A 16,763-nucleotide genomic window follows, 5' to 3' on the forward strand; every position below is an offset into this window, starting at 1 on the left:
AATTAGTTTACACAAACATCTGTTGTAGTAATGCTTTCTTTTGTTCTTTCAAGTGATTTAACTTACGCTGATGAAAAGTGATGAGGTTATCAAATGTTTGAAAAAGCTCTCCAATTTTCTTCTGTTCTTCTAAACTTGGAAATTGGTATTCTAATTTTTTAAAGTCTACAGTTGTAAAACTTGCTTGATTTACTGCTGGCTTAGTAATAATTTTAATATCTGTTTTATATTTATGAGTTTGTGTTAGTGTAAACCAATAATAAGGATAATACTCTCTATTTATTTGAGCTCTCAAAATATTAGTAGTATAGATAGTGTCTCTTTTGGGCTCTTGTAAAACAATTGTTGATGTTCCCATCTTTGCTTCACTATTAATAAAATTGATAAGAATATCATTTTTGCAAACTAAATAATTTTCTGTTTTTGCACCTTGAGGATCTTCTTTATACCAATACTTAATATCTGATTCCATATCAAGCTTACCATCATTAATATTGTTTGCACGAATTACAGGTAATCCAATATCATCATTAGACAACATCCTGGAAAGTCCGCTCTTTAAACCTTTTAGAGTTTCCCCCAACTTACGCTGTTCCCAAGCATCAGTAAATCCTGGAAAACGAAGTTCTGGAAAACCCTTTCCTTTTTTGGGAAACATTTTTTGTAACAAACCTTTCTTCTTATCTTTCAGGTGATTTAACTTACGCTGATGAAGGGTGATAAGGTTGTCGAGTAAAACTAAAAATCCACTTATTTGCTTCTGTTCATCATAATTTGGTACAAAAGCTGATAATTCTAAAAGTTTATTTACTGCTAATCCAGGCTGAGCTGATTGACCAGAATACTTACCTAAATCCATCTTTCCCAAAAGATAAAACAAAAATGTTGTTTCACTGCTTTTATTTGCACTAACAGCAATAGCATGTTCAGTAAAATAGGCCTTTCCAAATGAAATGTTCATATTTCCACAGAGTGCCCCCTGTCTTCCAATAAGTGCATATATTCCATCATGATTATATTTATCTGAATAACCACGTAATCCATTTCCTCCATATACTGGATATGTACCATTTTCTTTTATATCATCAGCCTTTATATTTTTTCCACTTTTAAACTCTTCGCATATTTCTCCCAACTTCCGCTTTTCCCAAGGGTCAGTAAATCCCGGAAATCTTATTTTAGGTACATTAGTTTTATTTTTATCCATTTTATCTCCTATCTTAACTGTCAATTTAGTAGTCAGTAATTAATTACTCAACTTTCGCAATTTAAAAATATTGCAAAGCAATATTTTTAAAGAACAAAGTACAAATAAGAAATATCAAGTAAGGATAATTTTTTTCCGTTATACTACAAAAAATCTTTGATTAAATTTTTGAGGGCTTTTTCACTAAAGCGAAACATTGCTTATTCTTATAAATTTAAAGATTTTTTGCAATAGCTAAAAATCATCCTTATTTATTCTTTGTTATTTAAACTTTGAACTTTTCAAAAGCTTTGCGTCGCATTTTGATTATATTAAGTCAAAATTTTGTATGTGCAAAAATTGAGTTAATTACTATTATTATTCTAAAGAATCTTATCGAATGCTTAAATTTTAAAGTGTCATTATATATAAATTAACTCTCTGCATGGTCATCAGCTAATTCATAAATAGCATCACGCAAACTATTACGATATTTGATTTTAGACAAAACTTGTATTTCTTCGCCATGTGCCAATGTCTTATAGTCCACACTTGCTTTTGCAATTATATCTCGAATTTGGCCAGCATCATCTAAATCCTGCATACCATAACGATGACGGCTAAATAATTCACGCATTTGAGCACTTGTAATAATATCTGTAATTCCCCACTTAACTCTAAAATCTAGGAACATTCTATCAATGCTCACATTATTAGCTGCTTGAATAATTTGTTCACTATCGCTTAATTTTACTGGATATTTAAGATCATAGCCCTCCGGCGGAAAATGCCCTTTTATAATAGCCTTTGCTGCATTCATAACCTTATTAGCATAATTTCTGTCTTCCAAACCATTGGCAAATTGATCAATCCTATCTTTAGTAACTTCTGCTTCTTGTTTCTTTCCTTCATGCACCTGATTCAATAATTGCTCCACCAATTCAGTTAAATAGTCATAATCCACTTTTACATCCTTCACATGAGTCATTTTTAGCTCAATTTGATAAAAAGGAATTTTCTTTTCTTTTGATATATGTTGTTTAAGCTCATTGGTTAATACTGTAGTAAGCATAGTTTCTTGTTCACTTGTCATTCCTAATTTTTCAACTAATTCATCAGGATTATCGTAATTAAAACCTATTGAATTTCCTTCAACTTCTTCAGGGGAATATTGTTTTAATTTAGCCATACCAGCATTGTAATCATGAAGCAAATCAAGCATATTTTCTTTTTTCTTCTCAGAAGGTGGTAATTGTTGAAACTCATTAGTTAAGCTACCCAACTTACTAACAACCTCTTTTACTTCATTAAATACCTCTTCAAAAGGTTTAGCAATAATACCATCTTTTTGGTTAGATTCACGCTGTTCATCTTCTGATAAAATTGCAGAATCTTTATTAGCATAAATTGCAAGAGCTCTATTCATTCGCTTCTCATTTTGAGCAGGCCAGCGATAATTTACAATACGTCCCCAAGGTTTTTCTTGCATATCAGCAATACGATTTGTTCTTGAATAGGCTTGAATAAGTCCAGCCCCTTTAAGTGTTCTATCTACATAAAGTGTGTTAAGCTCTGGTGCATCAAATCCAGTTAAAAGTTGATCTACCACAATTACAATATCCAAGAAGCGCTTGTCTGTAGTAGTTCTATTTAAACGACTGGTAACATCTTCTGTATACGCCGCTACATCATCCATACCAAAGCTTGTACCAAATTCTTCGTTATAGGCTTTAATAGCATCATATAAACCTTGATTAGTTTCAAGCATACTATCATTATTGGATGAATTTTGGCTAAATGTAACTGCTACCTTTAATGTTTGCCTACCATTTTTCTTATTTTCATCATTTACCCGCTGAAATTCATTAAAATACATCATTGCCATTGGAGTACTTGCTTTACCCCCACCAACATGAGTGGTGAAAAGTGCATTATACTTACCCTCGTTTGAACGATTTCTCCAATTCTTAAAAATATCTTCAACAACCAACCTTATATGATCAGGATTTTCATCATAAAAACTTGGTTCAACCGCATCATCCATATCTTCTTGAGTTAGATTATTAATCTTTTCTGCAATTTTTTCTTCAGACCATTTAGGATAACGCTCTCTATAAAAATTTGGTAGATATTTCGATTTCATTTGCTCTTTATCAATTGTCGTTTCAAAATCCACTTTAAATGGTAAAACATTTCTATCTGCAATTGCTTCACGAATAGTATAAGCATGTAATAAAGGTCCAAAAATATCTTCAGTACGCATGCCGCTAGTAGTTTCATCAAACATTGGCGTTCCTGTGTACCCAACCCAAGCAGATTTCTTAAAAGCCTCTTGTATCTTTTCAAAATTTTCACTACCAGTTGAACGATGTGCCTCATCCACAATAAATACAATGTTTTTATCAGGTGATTTAAAAGATTTACGCTTCACCAAGGTATCAAGCTTTTGAACAGAAGTAACAACGATATTATTATCTTTACTCTTTAATTTACGGCTCAAATCATTTGTATTATCAGTATCTTGAACACTACCACTCTTATCCTTACTAGTAGCATCTGGGTCATAGGCTCTATATTTTTCATTTGTCTGTTTTGTTAAAGCAATCCTATCTACTAAAAAAACAACTTTATCAACTTTCGGCATACGACTTGCAAGCCATGCTGTTTTAAAACTAGTTATAGTCTTACCAGAACCAGTTGTATGCCAGATATAACCTACCTTATTTGTGCCAAATTCAAAATCAACTTTCTTTAAACTTTCAATTACATTTTGAGTAGCATATACTTGATATGGACGCATTACCTTTAAAGTTTCTTTGTTTTTTGTGCCATCCAAAATCATATAATTAGTAGCCATCTGATGTGCCATTGGAATACTTAACATTGAATCAGCGAATTCTTTCCAATTACGTACAATTGAATTATCACTCTTACGCTGCCAGTTAAAGGCAAAATCCTTGTTGAACTTGTCCGAAGTTGTATTTGCCATATACTTCACATTATTTGGCGTAATTGCAACTAATATCTGTAAAGTAGAAAAAATATCACCATATTGATTTTCATCTGCATATTGATGCATTTGATTTAGTGCTTCATCCACATTATGTGTATCCCGTTTTTCTTCAATTTGTATAATAGGTAACCCATTAATAAGAAGTGTGGTATCAAAACGACGATCTTCTTTTCCAGTTATAATTGCAGGACGTTCTATTTGATTAACTACTTGATAAACCGTATATCCAGCACCAATTTGTTTTTGATCAAAAACTGTTAAAAATACATGACGACCGTCATCTAAATCAATTTCAATTTGTGATACACCATTAAGTCCATATAAAAATTGTCCAGCCTTATAAGGTGTTTGAATATTAGATATAATCTTTTTAACTTGATTAAATTCTACAGTACTTAATGGATGGTCAAGTGTCCTTTGATTATGCCTCTCAAGAATCTCTTTGAAATTATCCCAAAGCTTTTCTGTAGTTTTAATTTGGGGTTCATATTTCCACAGCTTCGTTTTTACACCGTAATGGGCAGGTTTTTCATTAACCATAAAGCTGCTGATTCCTTCTAGGTGTTCAGGTTTAGTTATGGTTCCACTGGTAATATATTGTATTAATTCAGTTTCAAATTCATCTTCAGTCATTTCTCACTTGCCTCCTCTAACCTCAATAATGTGATTTTTGTTTCAAGTTCTGCTGCTCTATTTTTAAGTCTTTGCAGCCTTAACTGATTAAAATAGACTTGTCCTATAATTTTTTGATTATCTATGGAAGGTACTTTTGGTATTTCAAGTTCTTTAAGTTGTTTTAGAGTATATTTTAAAACCTTAGAACCTTGCAATCCTAGCAAAAACTGTTTCTTTACTGTTTTGTTTTCATTAAGAAGATAAACCAAAAACTTTGAATCAATGTTATGGCTAGTTAGTAACTTAACATAGTTTTGCGTATAAAGATATCCCTCATGCTCTCTTCTTACTATGGTGGCTATTCCCGTAATTAGACTAAATACCACATCACCATTGCATAAGGTGTTCACTTTATCATTAGTTCTGACTTTTTTATTATTCACATCTTTTGAAATAATGCCTACCAAATCATCTGTTAAATCTGTTTGACTATAATAATTAAAAAGAGATGCCTTCTCATCAAACACTTCAGTAATTCTAAACTGAGGTGTTCCACTTACTAATCCAACTAATTCGCTCAACTTTCCCATAAAATATTGTGCCTTTCTAAAATTACTTTATTTACTATGGTATAATAATAGCACCAAAGGAATTTTATTGCAATTATTTAAAGTTAAAATAATATTGAAAAACACCCTCCATTACTGGAAGATGTTTCTCTTAAGTCGGCAATTAAGCCTAAATTTATTTAGTTAATTTGCCCATCTGATAATTTTATTTTATAAGATTCTCTTTAGAAATTTACTACAATTATTCGCATACTTTATCTGGATTTAGGATATTTTTAGGATCAAATGCAAATTTTATATTTCTCATAAGCTCAATATAATCTTCTCCATATTGTCTTCTTATATATTTCTTTTTAGCATATCCTATTCCATGTTCTCCTGAAACTGCACCTTCCAGTTCTTCAGATTTTTTGTACAGGCAGTCAAATACACCACTTAATTTTTTATGCCACTCATCTTCTGATAAGTCATCTTTTAAAATATAAACATGTAAATTTCCATCACCTGCGTGTCCAAAACTTCTTATTCTAATATTAAATTTATCTTGAACGTCATTTGTGTACTTAACAAATTCCGCTACTCTATTTCTAGGTACTACAACATCACATTCATCCATCTCAGTAGTAGTTGCCTTAACAGCTTCAAGGAAAGCACCTCTTGCAGACCAAACGGATTCCTTTCTTTCATCAGTATCTGTAATATATACGTCCAGTGCACCTTCTTTTAAGCATATATCCGCTACCTTTTCATAATCTCCTTCTATTTGATCTTTGCTATTTCCATCAAATGTAAGAAGCAAATAGGCATCCGAAGAGTTATCCGGGAATTTCTTGCCTAAAAATTCTTCTGCTGCAAGTATTACTTCTCTTTGCATAAATTCTATAGCAGTAGGTACAGCTTTTGATTTTATTATTTTAGGTACCGTGCTTATAGCCCTATTTAAATCAGGAAATGGTATAAGAAGGCTTATTGATTTTTTAGGAAGTGGCACTAGTTTTAATATTATCTTTGTAATTATTCCAAGAGTACCTTCTGAACCGCATATCAAATCCTTTATGCTATAACCGGAACTATTTTTTACAATTTTCCCACCAAACTCTAATATTTTACCATTAGGAAGAACTACTTCAATGCCTCTTACATAATCCCTTGTAACTCCATATTTAACAGCTCTCATTCCTCCTGCATTAGTACTTACATTTCCACCAATTGTTGCAGATTTTTCACCAGGATCTGGTGGGTAAAATAAATCATGACTCTCTACAAATTTGCCTATATCCATTAGAAGTACTCCAGGTTCTAATGTCAATGTAAGATTATCTTCATCCAATTCAAGTATATTGTTCATCTTTGTTAAATTTATCATTATTCCACCTTCTATTGGAACAGATGAACCAACAAGACCAGTGCCTGACCCTCTTGCCACTACTGGAATGTTGTTTTTATATGCATAGGCCATTATCTTTGATACTTCTTGTGCACTCAATACTTCTACCATTGCATCAGGATATTTACTTACACCTCCTAATTCATCATGGCTGTAATCTGCGTTTATGTCTTCTCCCACAAAGACTCTATCTTTTCCAAGTAAATTTATTAAAAAATCTATATCAGTATTGTCCAATTTTTTATACTTTTCAATACACTTTTCCATATCATTTCCTCCAAACTAAAATATTCCTTAAATTGCTTCACACAAATTTTTACCAGACTTTATATTTTCTATAAGCTTAGGTATAATTTCATATATGTCTCCTACAATGCCTATGTTTGCTACATTAAATATAGGAGCTTTTGAATCTTTGTTTATTGCAACAATCAAATCTGAATTGTTCATTCCTGCTACAAATTGTATAGCACCGGATATACCACAAGTTATTATAAGTTTTGGTTTAACTGTTCTTCCACTAAGACCAATCTGTCTCTTTGCATCTAACCATCCTGCTTCTATAAGAGGTCTTGTGCAAGCAACTTGTCCTCCAACTAAATTAGCAAGTTCTTTTATAAGTTCCATATCCTTCTCGGATTTAACACCTCTTCCTGCTGCAACTATTACATCAGCTTCAGATATTTCCTCTTCAATTTTCTTCTTGATTATTTTTAATACTTCTATATCTGATTTAAGTTTATTTTTATCCATAGATTCTACAGTTATTTTACCTGATATTTTTTCTGATCTGTCAGGTGCATTCATAACCTTGTATCTAACAGTAGCAAGTTGTGGTCTGTTATTTGGATTCAATATTTGAGCCATTATATTTCCTCCAAATGCAGGTCTTATTTGAACAAGATCTGTATTTTCCTTAATGTCAAGTACAGTACAGTCAGCTGTAAGCCCAGTTCTAAATCTAGCTGCTATTCTAGGTGCCAGTGACCTACCAACCGTAGTTGCACCAACCAAAAATGTAGAAGGCTTTACTTTGTTTATAAAATCTTCAAGAGCTGCAGTATAAGGCTCTATTCTAAAATCTTTAAGCTCATTATAATCATATATAAATACTTCATCTACACCATAATGCAGCAATTCTTCTGCTTTGTCTTTTATATTGCATCCAACAAAAACTGCATAAACAGGATGCTTTATTTTAGCCGCAAGCTCCCTTGCTTTTCCAATAAGTTCATAAGTTACAGGATGTATATTTCCTTCTACATGGTCTACATATACAGCTATTCCCTTCCACAAACTTTTATCTATTTGCTTAATTTCATCTTCTACAAATTCAACTACCCCACAAGGTCCTTTTTTCACACACATCTTGCACATTTTACAAGCAGCACTTATTTCTAATCTTCCATTTTTATTTTCCATTGCTCCAAACGGACATATTCCAATCAATTCTTCTATAATTGAAGGAGTAAGCTTATTTTCATTTATTACTAATTTACCCATATCAATTCCTCCTTGAAACTCTAATCTACGAATTTAAGTTCTTTAAGTTTTTTTGAAAGTCTGTCTGCAAGTTCAATTCCATTTCCCTTCCACATTTCTTTATCATTATTCACTTCTGGTGGAAATATTCTTTCTACCTGGGTTGCAGATCCATTTAATCCATATTTATTTTCATCTTTATCTTCAAAATCCTTGTATCCAAATACTTTTACTTCTCTATCTTTGGTTTCAAGTTTCTTTTTATATGATGGAAGTCTAGGTTGAAATATATCTTTTTCCACTGTTAAAAGACAAGGATATTTTATTTCAGCTACTTCAACTGTATTTGGCATATCCATTTTTACTACCATGGATTTTTCTTCAACCTTTTCTATGCTAAGTGCATTAGCTATATGTGGTATTTGCAAGTATTCAGCCATTTCAGGCCCAACTTGTGCAGTATCTCCATCTGTAGTCTGCTTTCCACATAATATTAAATCAATATGTCCCATTTTTTTTATTCCCTGAGCAATAGTATAGGAAGTTGCAAGTACATCCGCTCCTGCAAATTTTCTATCTGAAAGAAGCACACCTTCATCTGCGCCCATCATATAAGCTTCTTTTATAACATCAGCAGCCTGGGGAGGGCCCATACTTATAACTTTTACTGTTCCTCCTTTTTCTGCTTTGATTCTAAGTGCAGTTTCAAGTGCATACAGATCATAAGGATTCATTTTGGAATCTATTCCTTCTCTTTTTAAAACACCAGTTACAGGATCAACTTCAACTTTAGAAGTTCCTGGTACCTGTTTTATACATACTAATATATCCATTTAAGTTACCTCCAAAATTTTTATATGAATTTATAAATTAACTTACAATAACTGAAACTCCATCAGGAATAACTGCTACTTTAGCATCTTTTCCCATAATGTCATATGCTCTTGTTAAAGCTTCAGAAATAGTTGAAGCATGCTGCATATGAATATTTTTTATAATTTCAGGATCACACATATCTGTTACCATTATTACAGTATGTGTACTTAGTATTCTGGCAAGTATTTGAGATTCCCACTGATCTGGTACTGTTTCTCCTCTAGGCACTTTAGAAACTTTCTCTAAAAACTCCTTTGGAGAATTTGCATTTGCCAAATTATTATAAAACCCTTCACCGCCATGACCATCATCACAGGCAGCTACCATTATTATTACACCACCTTCTTTGCAAGTAGCTTCAGCTGCAGTCATGCCTTTAACTGATTGATATATATTTTGATCTAGCGGATATCCTCCATTGGTCGAAATGGCAATATCAGCCTGAACTTTATCTACTTTAGATAAGTCCATCACAAATTTACATCCCTTTTCATGGGCAATCCTGCTGTCTCCTGCAAAAGCATTTATTATTTTCTTATCTTCATCTATAACTACATTTACTATAAATGCAAGCTTTGCTTTTTCTGCAGCATATATCATATCCCTGTGTATAGGGTTATTGTTAAGCTTACCTGTTCTTGCATAAGGGCTTGCTATGAATTCAGAACAATGGTTTGCCATTATGGTCTTTGCCGAAGCTATCCCAGGTAAAATACTTTTTCTTCCTCCTGAAAATCCTGCAAAGAAGTGAGATTCTATAAAACCTTCTGCTATTAAGAGCTCAGTTTCAGCAGCAATTTTGTTTATTATGAGATCTCCACCAGATGGAAGTGTTCCAATTTTAACAAGGCTCTTTTCGTCTCTAGAATCATGTATTATTATATTTTCATTTTCAACTATATCTTTTCCAAATTTACCTATAAGTTCTTCTTTAGTAGTAGCCCTGTGAAATCCCGTTGCTATTAAAATTTTTATATCAATATCTGGATTTACCCTCCTTATTCTTTTTAAAAGTATCGGTGTTATTATTTTACTTGGTACAGGTCTTGTATGGTCGCTGGTTATTATAACCATATCCTTTTTGCCCTTTACTAAATCCTCCAATTTAGGTGAAGCAACCGGATTATCAAGTGCCCTTTCAACTATTTCAACTTCCCCGAATTGAGGTTTGTACTCTTCTGCCCTTGATCTTAAAACTCCAACTAAATTTTTATCATCAATTTGAATTTCAATTGTCTTTTTACTATAAGGTAAACATACTTTAGACATAATCAAATTCTCCTTTCGTAAGTATTAATCTAATTAAATCCAAACATAGGTCCTGCAAAGTAAGCAATAATTCCTAAAACAATTACATAAACTATGCAAAACTTTAAAGTTGAATTTAGTATTTTTCCTTCTTGACCTACAAGTCCAGTAGCCGCTGTCGCAACTGCTATACTTTGAGGTGAAATCATCTTTCCTGCTGTTGCTCCACCAGTATTAGCTGCTGCAAGCCAATACGGATTTAATCCAAGCGATTTGGCAACTTCAACCTGAAGTCCTCCAAAGAGTACATTAGCTGAAGTATCACTTCCAGTTACAAAAGTTCCAAGTGCACCAATTATAGGAGCAATAAGTGGATAAAATCTTCCCGTTGCAGCTACTAGAACGATCGATATAGACTTTATCATTCCGCTGTAACCCATTATCTTTGCAAGAGCTACTATTGCAATTATAGTAATAGCTGACTTATACATCTGCTTAAAGGTACTTCCAAGCACTCCAATTATTTCAGTAATCTTAGCACCCTGGATAAGTCCGCCAATAAATGTAGCTATTATAATTAAAGTTCCTGGATTTGACAACCAGTTAAATGTATAAGGTGATCCTCCTTTTCCCGAATAAATGAGTACTGAAGTTTTTACGGAAGACAATGCCTTATTTATTGGTGGGAACAGTGCACTGCTCAATATTACAAATAAAAATACCAGTATAAAAGGCATCCATGCAAGTATTCCTTCTTTTGTGGAAACCTTTTCTGCTTGCTTATCAGCAGTATCTTTATAGAATATTTTAGCTACGGCAATTGTAACTATCATACAGCAAACAGATCCAAGTATAGCTGGAAGCTCAGCTCCAAGATATTTTGCAGCTAAAAGCTGTGGAACTGCGAAAGAAATTCCTGATGCAAGGGAAATTCCCCAAAATCCCTTTATGGCCTTCACACTTTTTCCTGTAAGCATTACTAGCACAACTGGAACAACCACAATTAAAATTACAAGCTGCAGTCCTACTGCATAACTTAGCTGAGTTACATTAATATTTGCAACTTTTGCAAGAGTTGTTACAGGAATTCCTATTGCTCCAAAAGCAGTAGGTGTTGTATTTGCAATAAGGCATATTATAGCTGCAAATACAGGATCAAATCCAAGTCCTGCTAGTATACTTGCAGGTATTGCAACTGCAGTTCCAAATCCCGCTATAGCCTCCATAAATCCTCCAAATGCCCAGGCTAAAATGAGAACTAATATTCTTTTATCTGTAGTAATACCTGTCATCATTTTTTTTATTACATCCATGCTTTTAGTATAAACTGTAATATTATAGGTAAAAACAGCAGCTATAATGACAATCATAATAGGCCATATTGCAAGAGCTATACCTTCAAGCGCCGCTGTAATTGCATTAAAAATTGGCATTTTCCATACAATTATAGCTAAAATCATAGTAACAGCTAATGTGAAAGGGCATGTTTTTTGTCCCGGAATTTTCAGAGCCCCAAGTGATACCATTAACCAAACAATTGGTATGAGTGCAATAAAAAAAAGTAAATAATTGTTCATTTTAATCCCCCTTAAAAAACCTTATTGGTATTATGGTAATACCACTTTTGACATTATATTAGCATAATCATTTCAATTTTTCTACAATTGTTATATTGTTAACATTACTTATAATAAATTGAATTAATTAAATTATGTTGCAGTTGTAACGTTTTCATAAAATTAGGGTACAGATAAAAATTTTTATCTGTACCCTAATTTTCATATTATAGTGTACTAGCCGTTAACTTATTAACGTTAATAAGTTAACTATTTAAGCAAAAGGTTTTTTACATTTATCCGATGACTACCTGCTCTAATGCTCCCGCTTCTCCAAGTGGTAGCAAAGAGCAGCTACATCCCTGGATAACGATTTCTAATCATTATATGGAGTCTTGACTCCATATAATGCCAAGAACTCTGTTTATCCGATGATTACATATTATTTCTAATATACTTATCCGTAAAATCTAAATGTTTTTTCATTTCTTCTGAAGCCATTTTAGCATCATGATTTTTAATAGCTTCATATATTTTAATATGCTGTGCTGCAAGTACTGATAGATTTCCTTCATTTACAAGTATCTTACCTCTAGCCTCTTTTAAAAAGGAATCCATTAAAAAAGACATTGAATTTAAAATATTTTTTATCAAAAAATTTTCAGTAACTTGGGCAATTTGATAATGAAATTGTTTATCAAGTTCTACATTATCTTTCTCATCTTTAGAAGTTTTGAAAGCATTTGCTAATCTCTCCAGATTACCTAGCTGCTCATCATTTATTTTTTCTGCAGCTATAGCTGCTGTTCTCACTTCTATAATTTTTCTCACTTCCATTATTTCTTCAGGTTTCCCACCCTGGAGCATAAATATTATAGACAATGGTTCAAATAAGCTGTCCTCAAAGCTTTGTTTTATAAAATTTCCTTCCCCCTGCCTGCTGTCTATTAGCCCTATAACTTGAAGCGCCCTTAAAGCTTCCCTTATAGACGTCCTACTCACTTTAAAGTTATCAACTAACTCTCTTTCAGACGGAAGTTTGTCTCCTCTTTTTAAAGTACCATCCATAATCATATTTTCAATTTGCACTATTACATGTTCATATACCTTTGTGTTCTTTATAGGTGTAAACATCAAATGAGCCACCTCAATTCATTTTATCTTATATTTGCATAACTTCTTCTATATATTTTGAGCAGAACCTACAAAAACATTATTCCACTTTGTATATATATCAAATAAACTTACTACATCCTGCTCATTATACAATAATATTTTTTGTTTTTTCATTTCAGGCATTCTCTTTATATATTCATTGTCCTTTGATATTTTACTAAAGGTTTTCGCCAAATTTGAACCACTTATCACTTCATTTTCTCTATTTATTCCAAATTCTTTTTCCAATGCTTTTAGACCTATGGATTTATGCATTTCTTTTTCATATTCTTTTTGCAAATCTATACTTATAAAATAATCTTTTATATTAAATTCTATACCATATTTCTCAAAAAGATAGTTTATTACTGTAAAATCATTATTGCCTGAAAAAGTCACTATATATTTTTTTCCCATTTCAATCATAGTTTCAAAGTAACTTCTTGCTAAATCAAGTATATCTCTTACATCTTTGCTGTTTTCTATCATATACTGAGTTACTTTTAAAATTTGATTTTTGTAATCATAAAAACAGCATCCAAATACTCCTATACATATTGGTTTCTTATATATATAATGCTCTAAATCAAAAAATATAGAATCTTTAAAAACACAGTTATTATTCTCTACTTTTAGTGAACTTTCTGTCATAGGCATTTCAACACCAACATCATTAAGTCTTTCTATCACTTTATCACTCTTCTCCAATTCATTTTAAAACATAGACAATTTATATATCATTTATGCACTTTGTTTCTAGTTTATATATCATATCTTTTCTTTCCACTATTACTTTTGCCTTTTCGCTTAAAACACTATTATCTTTTATTTTTTTCAAAAGTTCCCGGGTTGGATTTACACAGACAGGGTTTCCAACCATATTAAGCATTGCAAAATCTCCTGAAGTATCCCCATATGCATAACTTTTTGCTAAATCTATACCATATTTTTCAACTAATAATTCTATGGCTTTTTTCTTGCTAACACTATCCCACATAGGAACAACTTCTCCCGTATAAATATCACTACTATCTATAATATACACAGCTCCTACATAATCGTCAAATCCATATCTAACAGCCATCTCCCTTACAAGCTCCACCGGGCTTCCAGATACAGTTATAACCTTGTGCCCCTGCTCCTTATGCCATTTTATCATATCCCTAGTATAAGAATACACCCTATGGCCCTTTTGTGAAACTACATTTTTGGCTATAAATTCTATTTGAGATCTGTGAAGACCTTTTATAGCTTCAATATATATACCAGCAATCTTTAAAAGATAATTATCATAATTTCCCTCTCTTTTATCCCACTTTTCATATTCTGGTTTAACTTCCTTATACCATCTTTCTCCAGGTATTACTTCATATTTCACTAATTTTTTGAATACCTCTGTTATAAGACCCTCTCTATATAAAGTACCATCAATATCAAAAAAAGCTGCTATACTCATACTCTTTATTCTCCTTAACTATTATTTGAAAAAACATAAATATATCTTATTATTTTAACATACATACTTATAATATCAATATTCAAAAAAAAATAATCGGTTGACAGTATATTTCTAATATGATATTATAATATCAGAAATGATAATGATTTTCATTATATTTAACAAATTGGGAGGTGGCTTTATATGAGTATTTGCGATTTAAAACTAGGTGAAATTGGAATGATAAAAAGTATAAATGGTAATGAAAAATTAGTTAAAAGACTTCTTGCTCTTGGATGCATAGAAGGGACTGAAGTATTATTAAAAAATTGTGCTCCTTTAGGGGATCCTATAGTTATAAACTTAAGAGGTTTCAATTTAGCTATACGTAAAAAGGATGCACAAAATATATCAGTAAATGTCCCTGCATAAAATTATTAATAATGAAGTTATAGACGGGAGGAGTAATATGATCGTAGCAGCTTTACTTGGCAACCCAAACGTGGGTAAAACTTCTTTATTTAATCATCTAACTGGTTCAAATCAATATGTTGGAAACTGGGCTGGAGTAACCGTTGAAAAAAAGGAAGGTTACGTAGATAATTTTATAAAAATTGTAGATTTGCCCGGAATATATGCCATGGATACATATTCTAACGAAGAAAAAGTATCCAAAGAATTTTTACTTACAGGAAATCCAAGCGTAATAATAAATATTGTAGATTCATCAAATCTAAATAGGAATCTATATCTTACAACTCAATTGAAACAATTTAATAAACCTATTATATTAGTTTTGAATATGATGGATGCAGCAGAATCTAAAGGATTAAAAATAGATTTTTCAGCACTTTCTAAAGAACTAGGAGTAACAGTGGTTCCAATTGTAGCAGCTAAAGGAAAAGGTATAGACAACCTTCTTGAAATTCTTAAAAGTGGTAACTTTTTAAAAGAAACAGATAATAGCAAATTTATCTTTGAAAATGAAAAAACAGCCTATTCCTATATAAATAATATTTTAAACAAATGTGTTAAGGAAACAAAAAAAAATATTACTTCAACTACTGAAAAAATAGATAAAGTAGTTTTAAATAGATTTTTAGCTTATCCAATATTTTTAATATGCTTAATATTGATCTTCAAATTTACTTTTAGTTGGGTAGGCCAGCCTACTGCAGATATTTTTGACAACTTTTTAGAAAGCTTCTTAAAACCAGATTTAAAGATACTCTTAGCAGGAACAAGTAACTGGTTTAGTTCTCTTTTAGTAGATGGTATTCTATCTGGTGTAGGATCTGTAGTTGTATTTTTCCCCGTTATATTTTGCTTATTTTTAGGAGTATCTTTTTTGGAAGACAGCGGATACATGGCAAGAGGGGCTTTTATAATGGACAAACTTATGAGAAAAATGGGGTTGTCTGGAAAAGCTTTTATACCACTTATAGTAGGTTTTGGTTGCTCCGTACCTGCAATTATGACTTCTAGAACACTTGAAAGTGAAAAAGATAGAAAATTAACAGCATTACTTATACCTTTAATGTCATGTAACGCTAGATTACCTATATATGCACTATTTGCATCAGCTTTTTTCACTAAAAATAAAACTACTGTAGTATTTTCTTTGTACATTCTTGGAATCTTTATAGCCTTTTTAATTGGCCTGATTTTTAAAAATACCTTATTTAAAAAAGACGAAGAACCTTTTATAATAGAACTTCCTGAATACAATATTCCTGAATTAAAAAGTTTGTTATTTCACACTTGGGAAAAAGCTAAGGGATTCTTAAAAAAAGCAGGTACCATAATATTTTCCATGTCGGTTTTAATCTGGTTTTTGTCTAATTTCAATTTATCTGGTATGGTATCCATGGATAAAAGTATTCTATCTTCTATCGGTAAATTAATAAGTCCTATATTTTCACCAATGGGATTTGGCACCTGGCAAAGTTCAGTATCACTTATTACAGGTATCACCGCAAAAGAAATTGTATTAAGTACTATGAGTATTGTATATGGTGGAAATTTAGTCACCTCTCTTCAAAGTCAATTTTCCCCTATTTCCGCTTATGCATTCTTAGTTTTTGTATTACTATATACCCCTTGTATATCTGCAATAGCAACCATGAAAAAAGAATACGGAAACAAAATAGCAGTATTTTCCGTAACATACCAACTTTTACTGGCATGGATATCTTCTTTTACTGTATTTAATATAGCTTCACTTATATTTAAGTAATG

13 protein-coding genes are annotated in these 16,763 nt (G+C 31.8%); 2 read left to right on the plus strand and 11 right to left on the minus strand.

Annotation, left to right across the window (positions count from 1 at the left end):
- Positions 1-7: 7 nt before the first annotated feature.
- The 11 genes from DMR38_RS22140 to DMR38_RS11155 form a co-directional block, all read right to left on the minus strand.
- Positions 8-1,207 carry a restriction endonuclease subunit S gene (locus DMR38_RS22140; RefSeq protein ID WP_207670758.1) on the minus strand — a complete coding sequence of 400 codons (1,200 nt, stop codon included), beginning with the start codon at positions 1,205-1,207 and terminating at the stop codon, positions 8-10.
- 412 nt (positions 1,208-1,619) lie between these two features.
- Entirely contained in the window at positions 1,620-4,832 is a 3,213-nt protein-coding gene (locus DMR38_RS11105; RefSeq protein WP_127721384.1) for an HsdR family type I site-specific deoxyribonuclease, read from the minus strand.
- Positions 4,829-5,404 (minus strand): restriction endonuclease subunit S, encoded by a 576-nt coding sequence (locus tag DMR38_RS11110; RefSeq protein ID WP_127721385.1) that lies wholly within the window; start codon positions 5,402-5,404, stop codon positions 4,829-4,831. Before DMR38_RS11110 ends, DMR38_RS11105 begins: the two co-directional genes overlap by 4 nt.
- Positions 5,405-5,624: 220 nt before the next feature.
- Positions 5,625-7,037 (minus strand): FAD-binding oxidoreductase, encoded by a 1,413-nt coding sequence (locus DMR38_RS11115; RefSeq protein ID WP_127721386.1) that lies wholly within the window; start codon positions 7,035-7,037, stop codon positions 5,625-5,627.
- Positions 7,038-7,064: 27 nt separating this feature from the next.
- Entirely contained in the window at positions 7,065-8,273 is a 1,209-nt protein-coding gene (locus tag DMR38_RS11120; RefSeq protein WP_127721387.1) for an electron transfer flavoprotein subunit alpha/FixB family protein, read from the minus strand.
- A 20-nt stretch (positions 8,274-8,293) separates the two neighbouring features.
- Positions 8,294-9,085, minus strand: a complete 792-nt coding sequence (locus tag DMR38_RS11125) for an electron transfer flavoprotein subunit beta/FixA family protein (RefSeq protein ID WP_127721388.1) — start codon at positions 9,083-9,085, stop codon at positions 8,294-8,296.
- Positions 9,086-9,122: 37 nt separating this feature from the next.
- Positions 9,123-10,397 carry a nickel-dependent lactate racemase gene (gene larA / locus DMR38_RS11130; RefSeq protein ID WP_127721389.1) on the minus strand — a complete coding sequence of 425 codons (1,275 nt, stop codon included), beginning with the start codon at positions 10,395-10,397 and terminating at the stop codon, positions 9,123-9,125.
- Positions 10,398-10,426: 29 nt separating this feature from the next.
- The gene (locus DMR38_RS11135; RefSeq protein ID WP_127721390.1) at positions 10,427-11,953 is read right to left on the minus strand and encodes an L-lactate permease; all 1,527 of its coding nucleotides are present in this window, start codon (positions 11,951-11,953) and stop codon (positions 10,427-10,429) included.
- A gap of 414 nt (positions 11,954-12,367) precedes the next feature.
- On the minus strand, positions 12,368-13,066 hold the full coding sequence (locus tag DMR38_RS11145; protein WP_175412989.1) for a FadR/GntR family transcriptional regulator: 699 nt from the start codon (positions 13,064-13,066) through the stop codon (positions 12,368-12,370).
- Between the two features lie 48 nt (positions 13,067-13,114).
- Entirely contained in the window at positions 13,115-13,744 is a 630-nt protein-coding gene (locus tag DMR38_RS11150; RefSeq protein WP_175413127.1) for a ribonuclease H-like domain-containing protein, read from the minus strand.
- Between the two features lie 73 nt (positions 13,745-13,817).
- Positions 13,818-14,543: an HAD-IB family hydrolase gene (locus DMR38_RS11155; RefSeq protein ID WP_127721393.1), complete on the minus strand. Its 726-nt coding sequence runs from the start codon at positions 14,541-14,543 to the stop codon at positions 13,818-13,820.
- Positions 14,544-14,729: 186 nt separating this feature from the next.
- Between DMR38_RS11155 and DMR38_RS11160 the strand changes: the two genes are divergently transcribed.
- Both DMR38_RS11160 and feoB read left to right on the plus strand, forming a co-directional pair.
- Positions 14,730-14,957, plus strand: a complete 228-nt coding sequence (locus DMR38_RS11160; protein WP_127721394.1) for a ferrous iron transport protein A — start codon at positions 14,730-14,732, stop codon at positions 14,955-14,957.
- A 37-nt stretch (positions 14,958-14,994) separates the two neighbouring features.
- Positions 14,995-16,761: a ferrous iron transport protein B gene (gene feoB / locus DMR38_RS11165; RefSeq protein WP_127721395.1), complete on the plus strand. Its 1,767-nt coding sequence runs from the start codon at positions 14,995-14,997 to the stop codon at positions 16,759-16,761.
- Positions 16,762-16,763 lie beyond the last annotated feature (2 nt).

Origin of the sequence: Clostridium sp. AWRP (assembly GCF_004006395.2) — a bacterium.
In the GTDB taxonomy this organism is placed as follows: Bacteria; Bacillota; Clostridia; order Clostridiales; family Clostridiaceae; genus Clostridium_B.

Coding starts and splice junctions, on each gene's coding strand:
- DMR38_RS22140 (WP_207670758.1), bottom strand. CDS start 1,207: ATGGATAAAAATAAAACTAATGTACCTAAAATAAGATTTCCGGGATTT.
- DMR38_RS11105 (WP_127721384.1), bottom strand. CDS start 4,832: ATGACTGAAGATGAATTTGAAACTGAATTAATACAATATATTACCAGT.
- DMR38_RS11110 (WP_127721385.1), bottom strand. CDS start 5,404: ATGGGAAAGTTGAGCGAATTAGTTGGATTAGTAAGTGGAACACCTCAG.
- DMR38_RS11115 (WP_127721386.1), bottom strand. CDS start 7,037: ATGGAAAAGTGTATTGAAAAGTATAAAAAATTGGACAATACTGATATA.
- DMR38_RS11120 (WP_127721387.1), bottom strand. CDS start 8,273: ATGGGTAAATTAGTAATAAATGAAAATAAGCTTACTCCTTCAATTATA.
- DMR38_RS11125 (WP_127721388.1), bottom strand. CDS start 9,085: ATGGATATATTAGTATGTATAAAACAGGTACCAGGAACTTCTAAAGTT.
- larA (WP_127721389.1), bottom strand. CDS start 10,397: ATGTCTAAAGTATGTTTACCTTATAGTAAAAAGACAATTGAAATTCAA.
- DMR38_RS11135 (WP_127721390.1), bottom strand. CDS start 11,953: ATGAACAATTATTTACTTTTTTTTATTGCACTCATACCAATTGTTTGG.
- DMR38_RS11145 (WP_175412989.1), bottom strand. CDS start 13,066: ATGTTTACACCTATAAAGAACACAAAGGTATATGAACATGTAATAGTG.
- DMR38_RS11150 (WP_175413127.1), bottom strand. CDS start 13,744: ATGCCTATGACAGAAAGTTCACTAAAAGTAGAGAATAATAACTGTGTT.
- DMR38_RS11155 (WP_127721393.1), bottom strand. CDS start 14,543: ATGAGTATAGCAGCTTTTTTTGATATTGATGGTACTTTATATAGAGAG.
- DMR38_RS11160 (WP_127721394.1), top strand. CDS start 14,730: ATGAGTATTTGCGATTTAAAACTAGGTGAAATTGGAATGATAAAAAGT.
- feoB (WP_127721395.1), top strand. CDS start 14,995: ATGATCGTAGCAGCTTTACTTGGCAACCCAAACGTGGGTAAAACTTCT.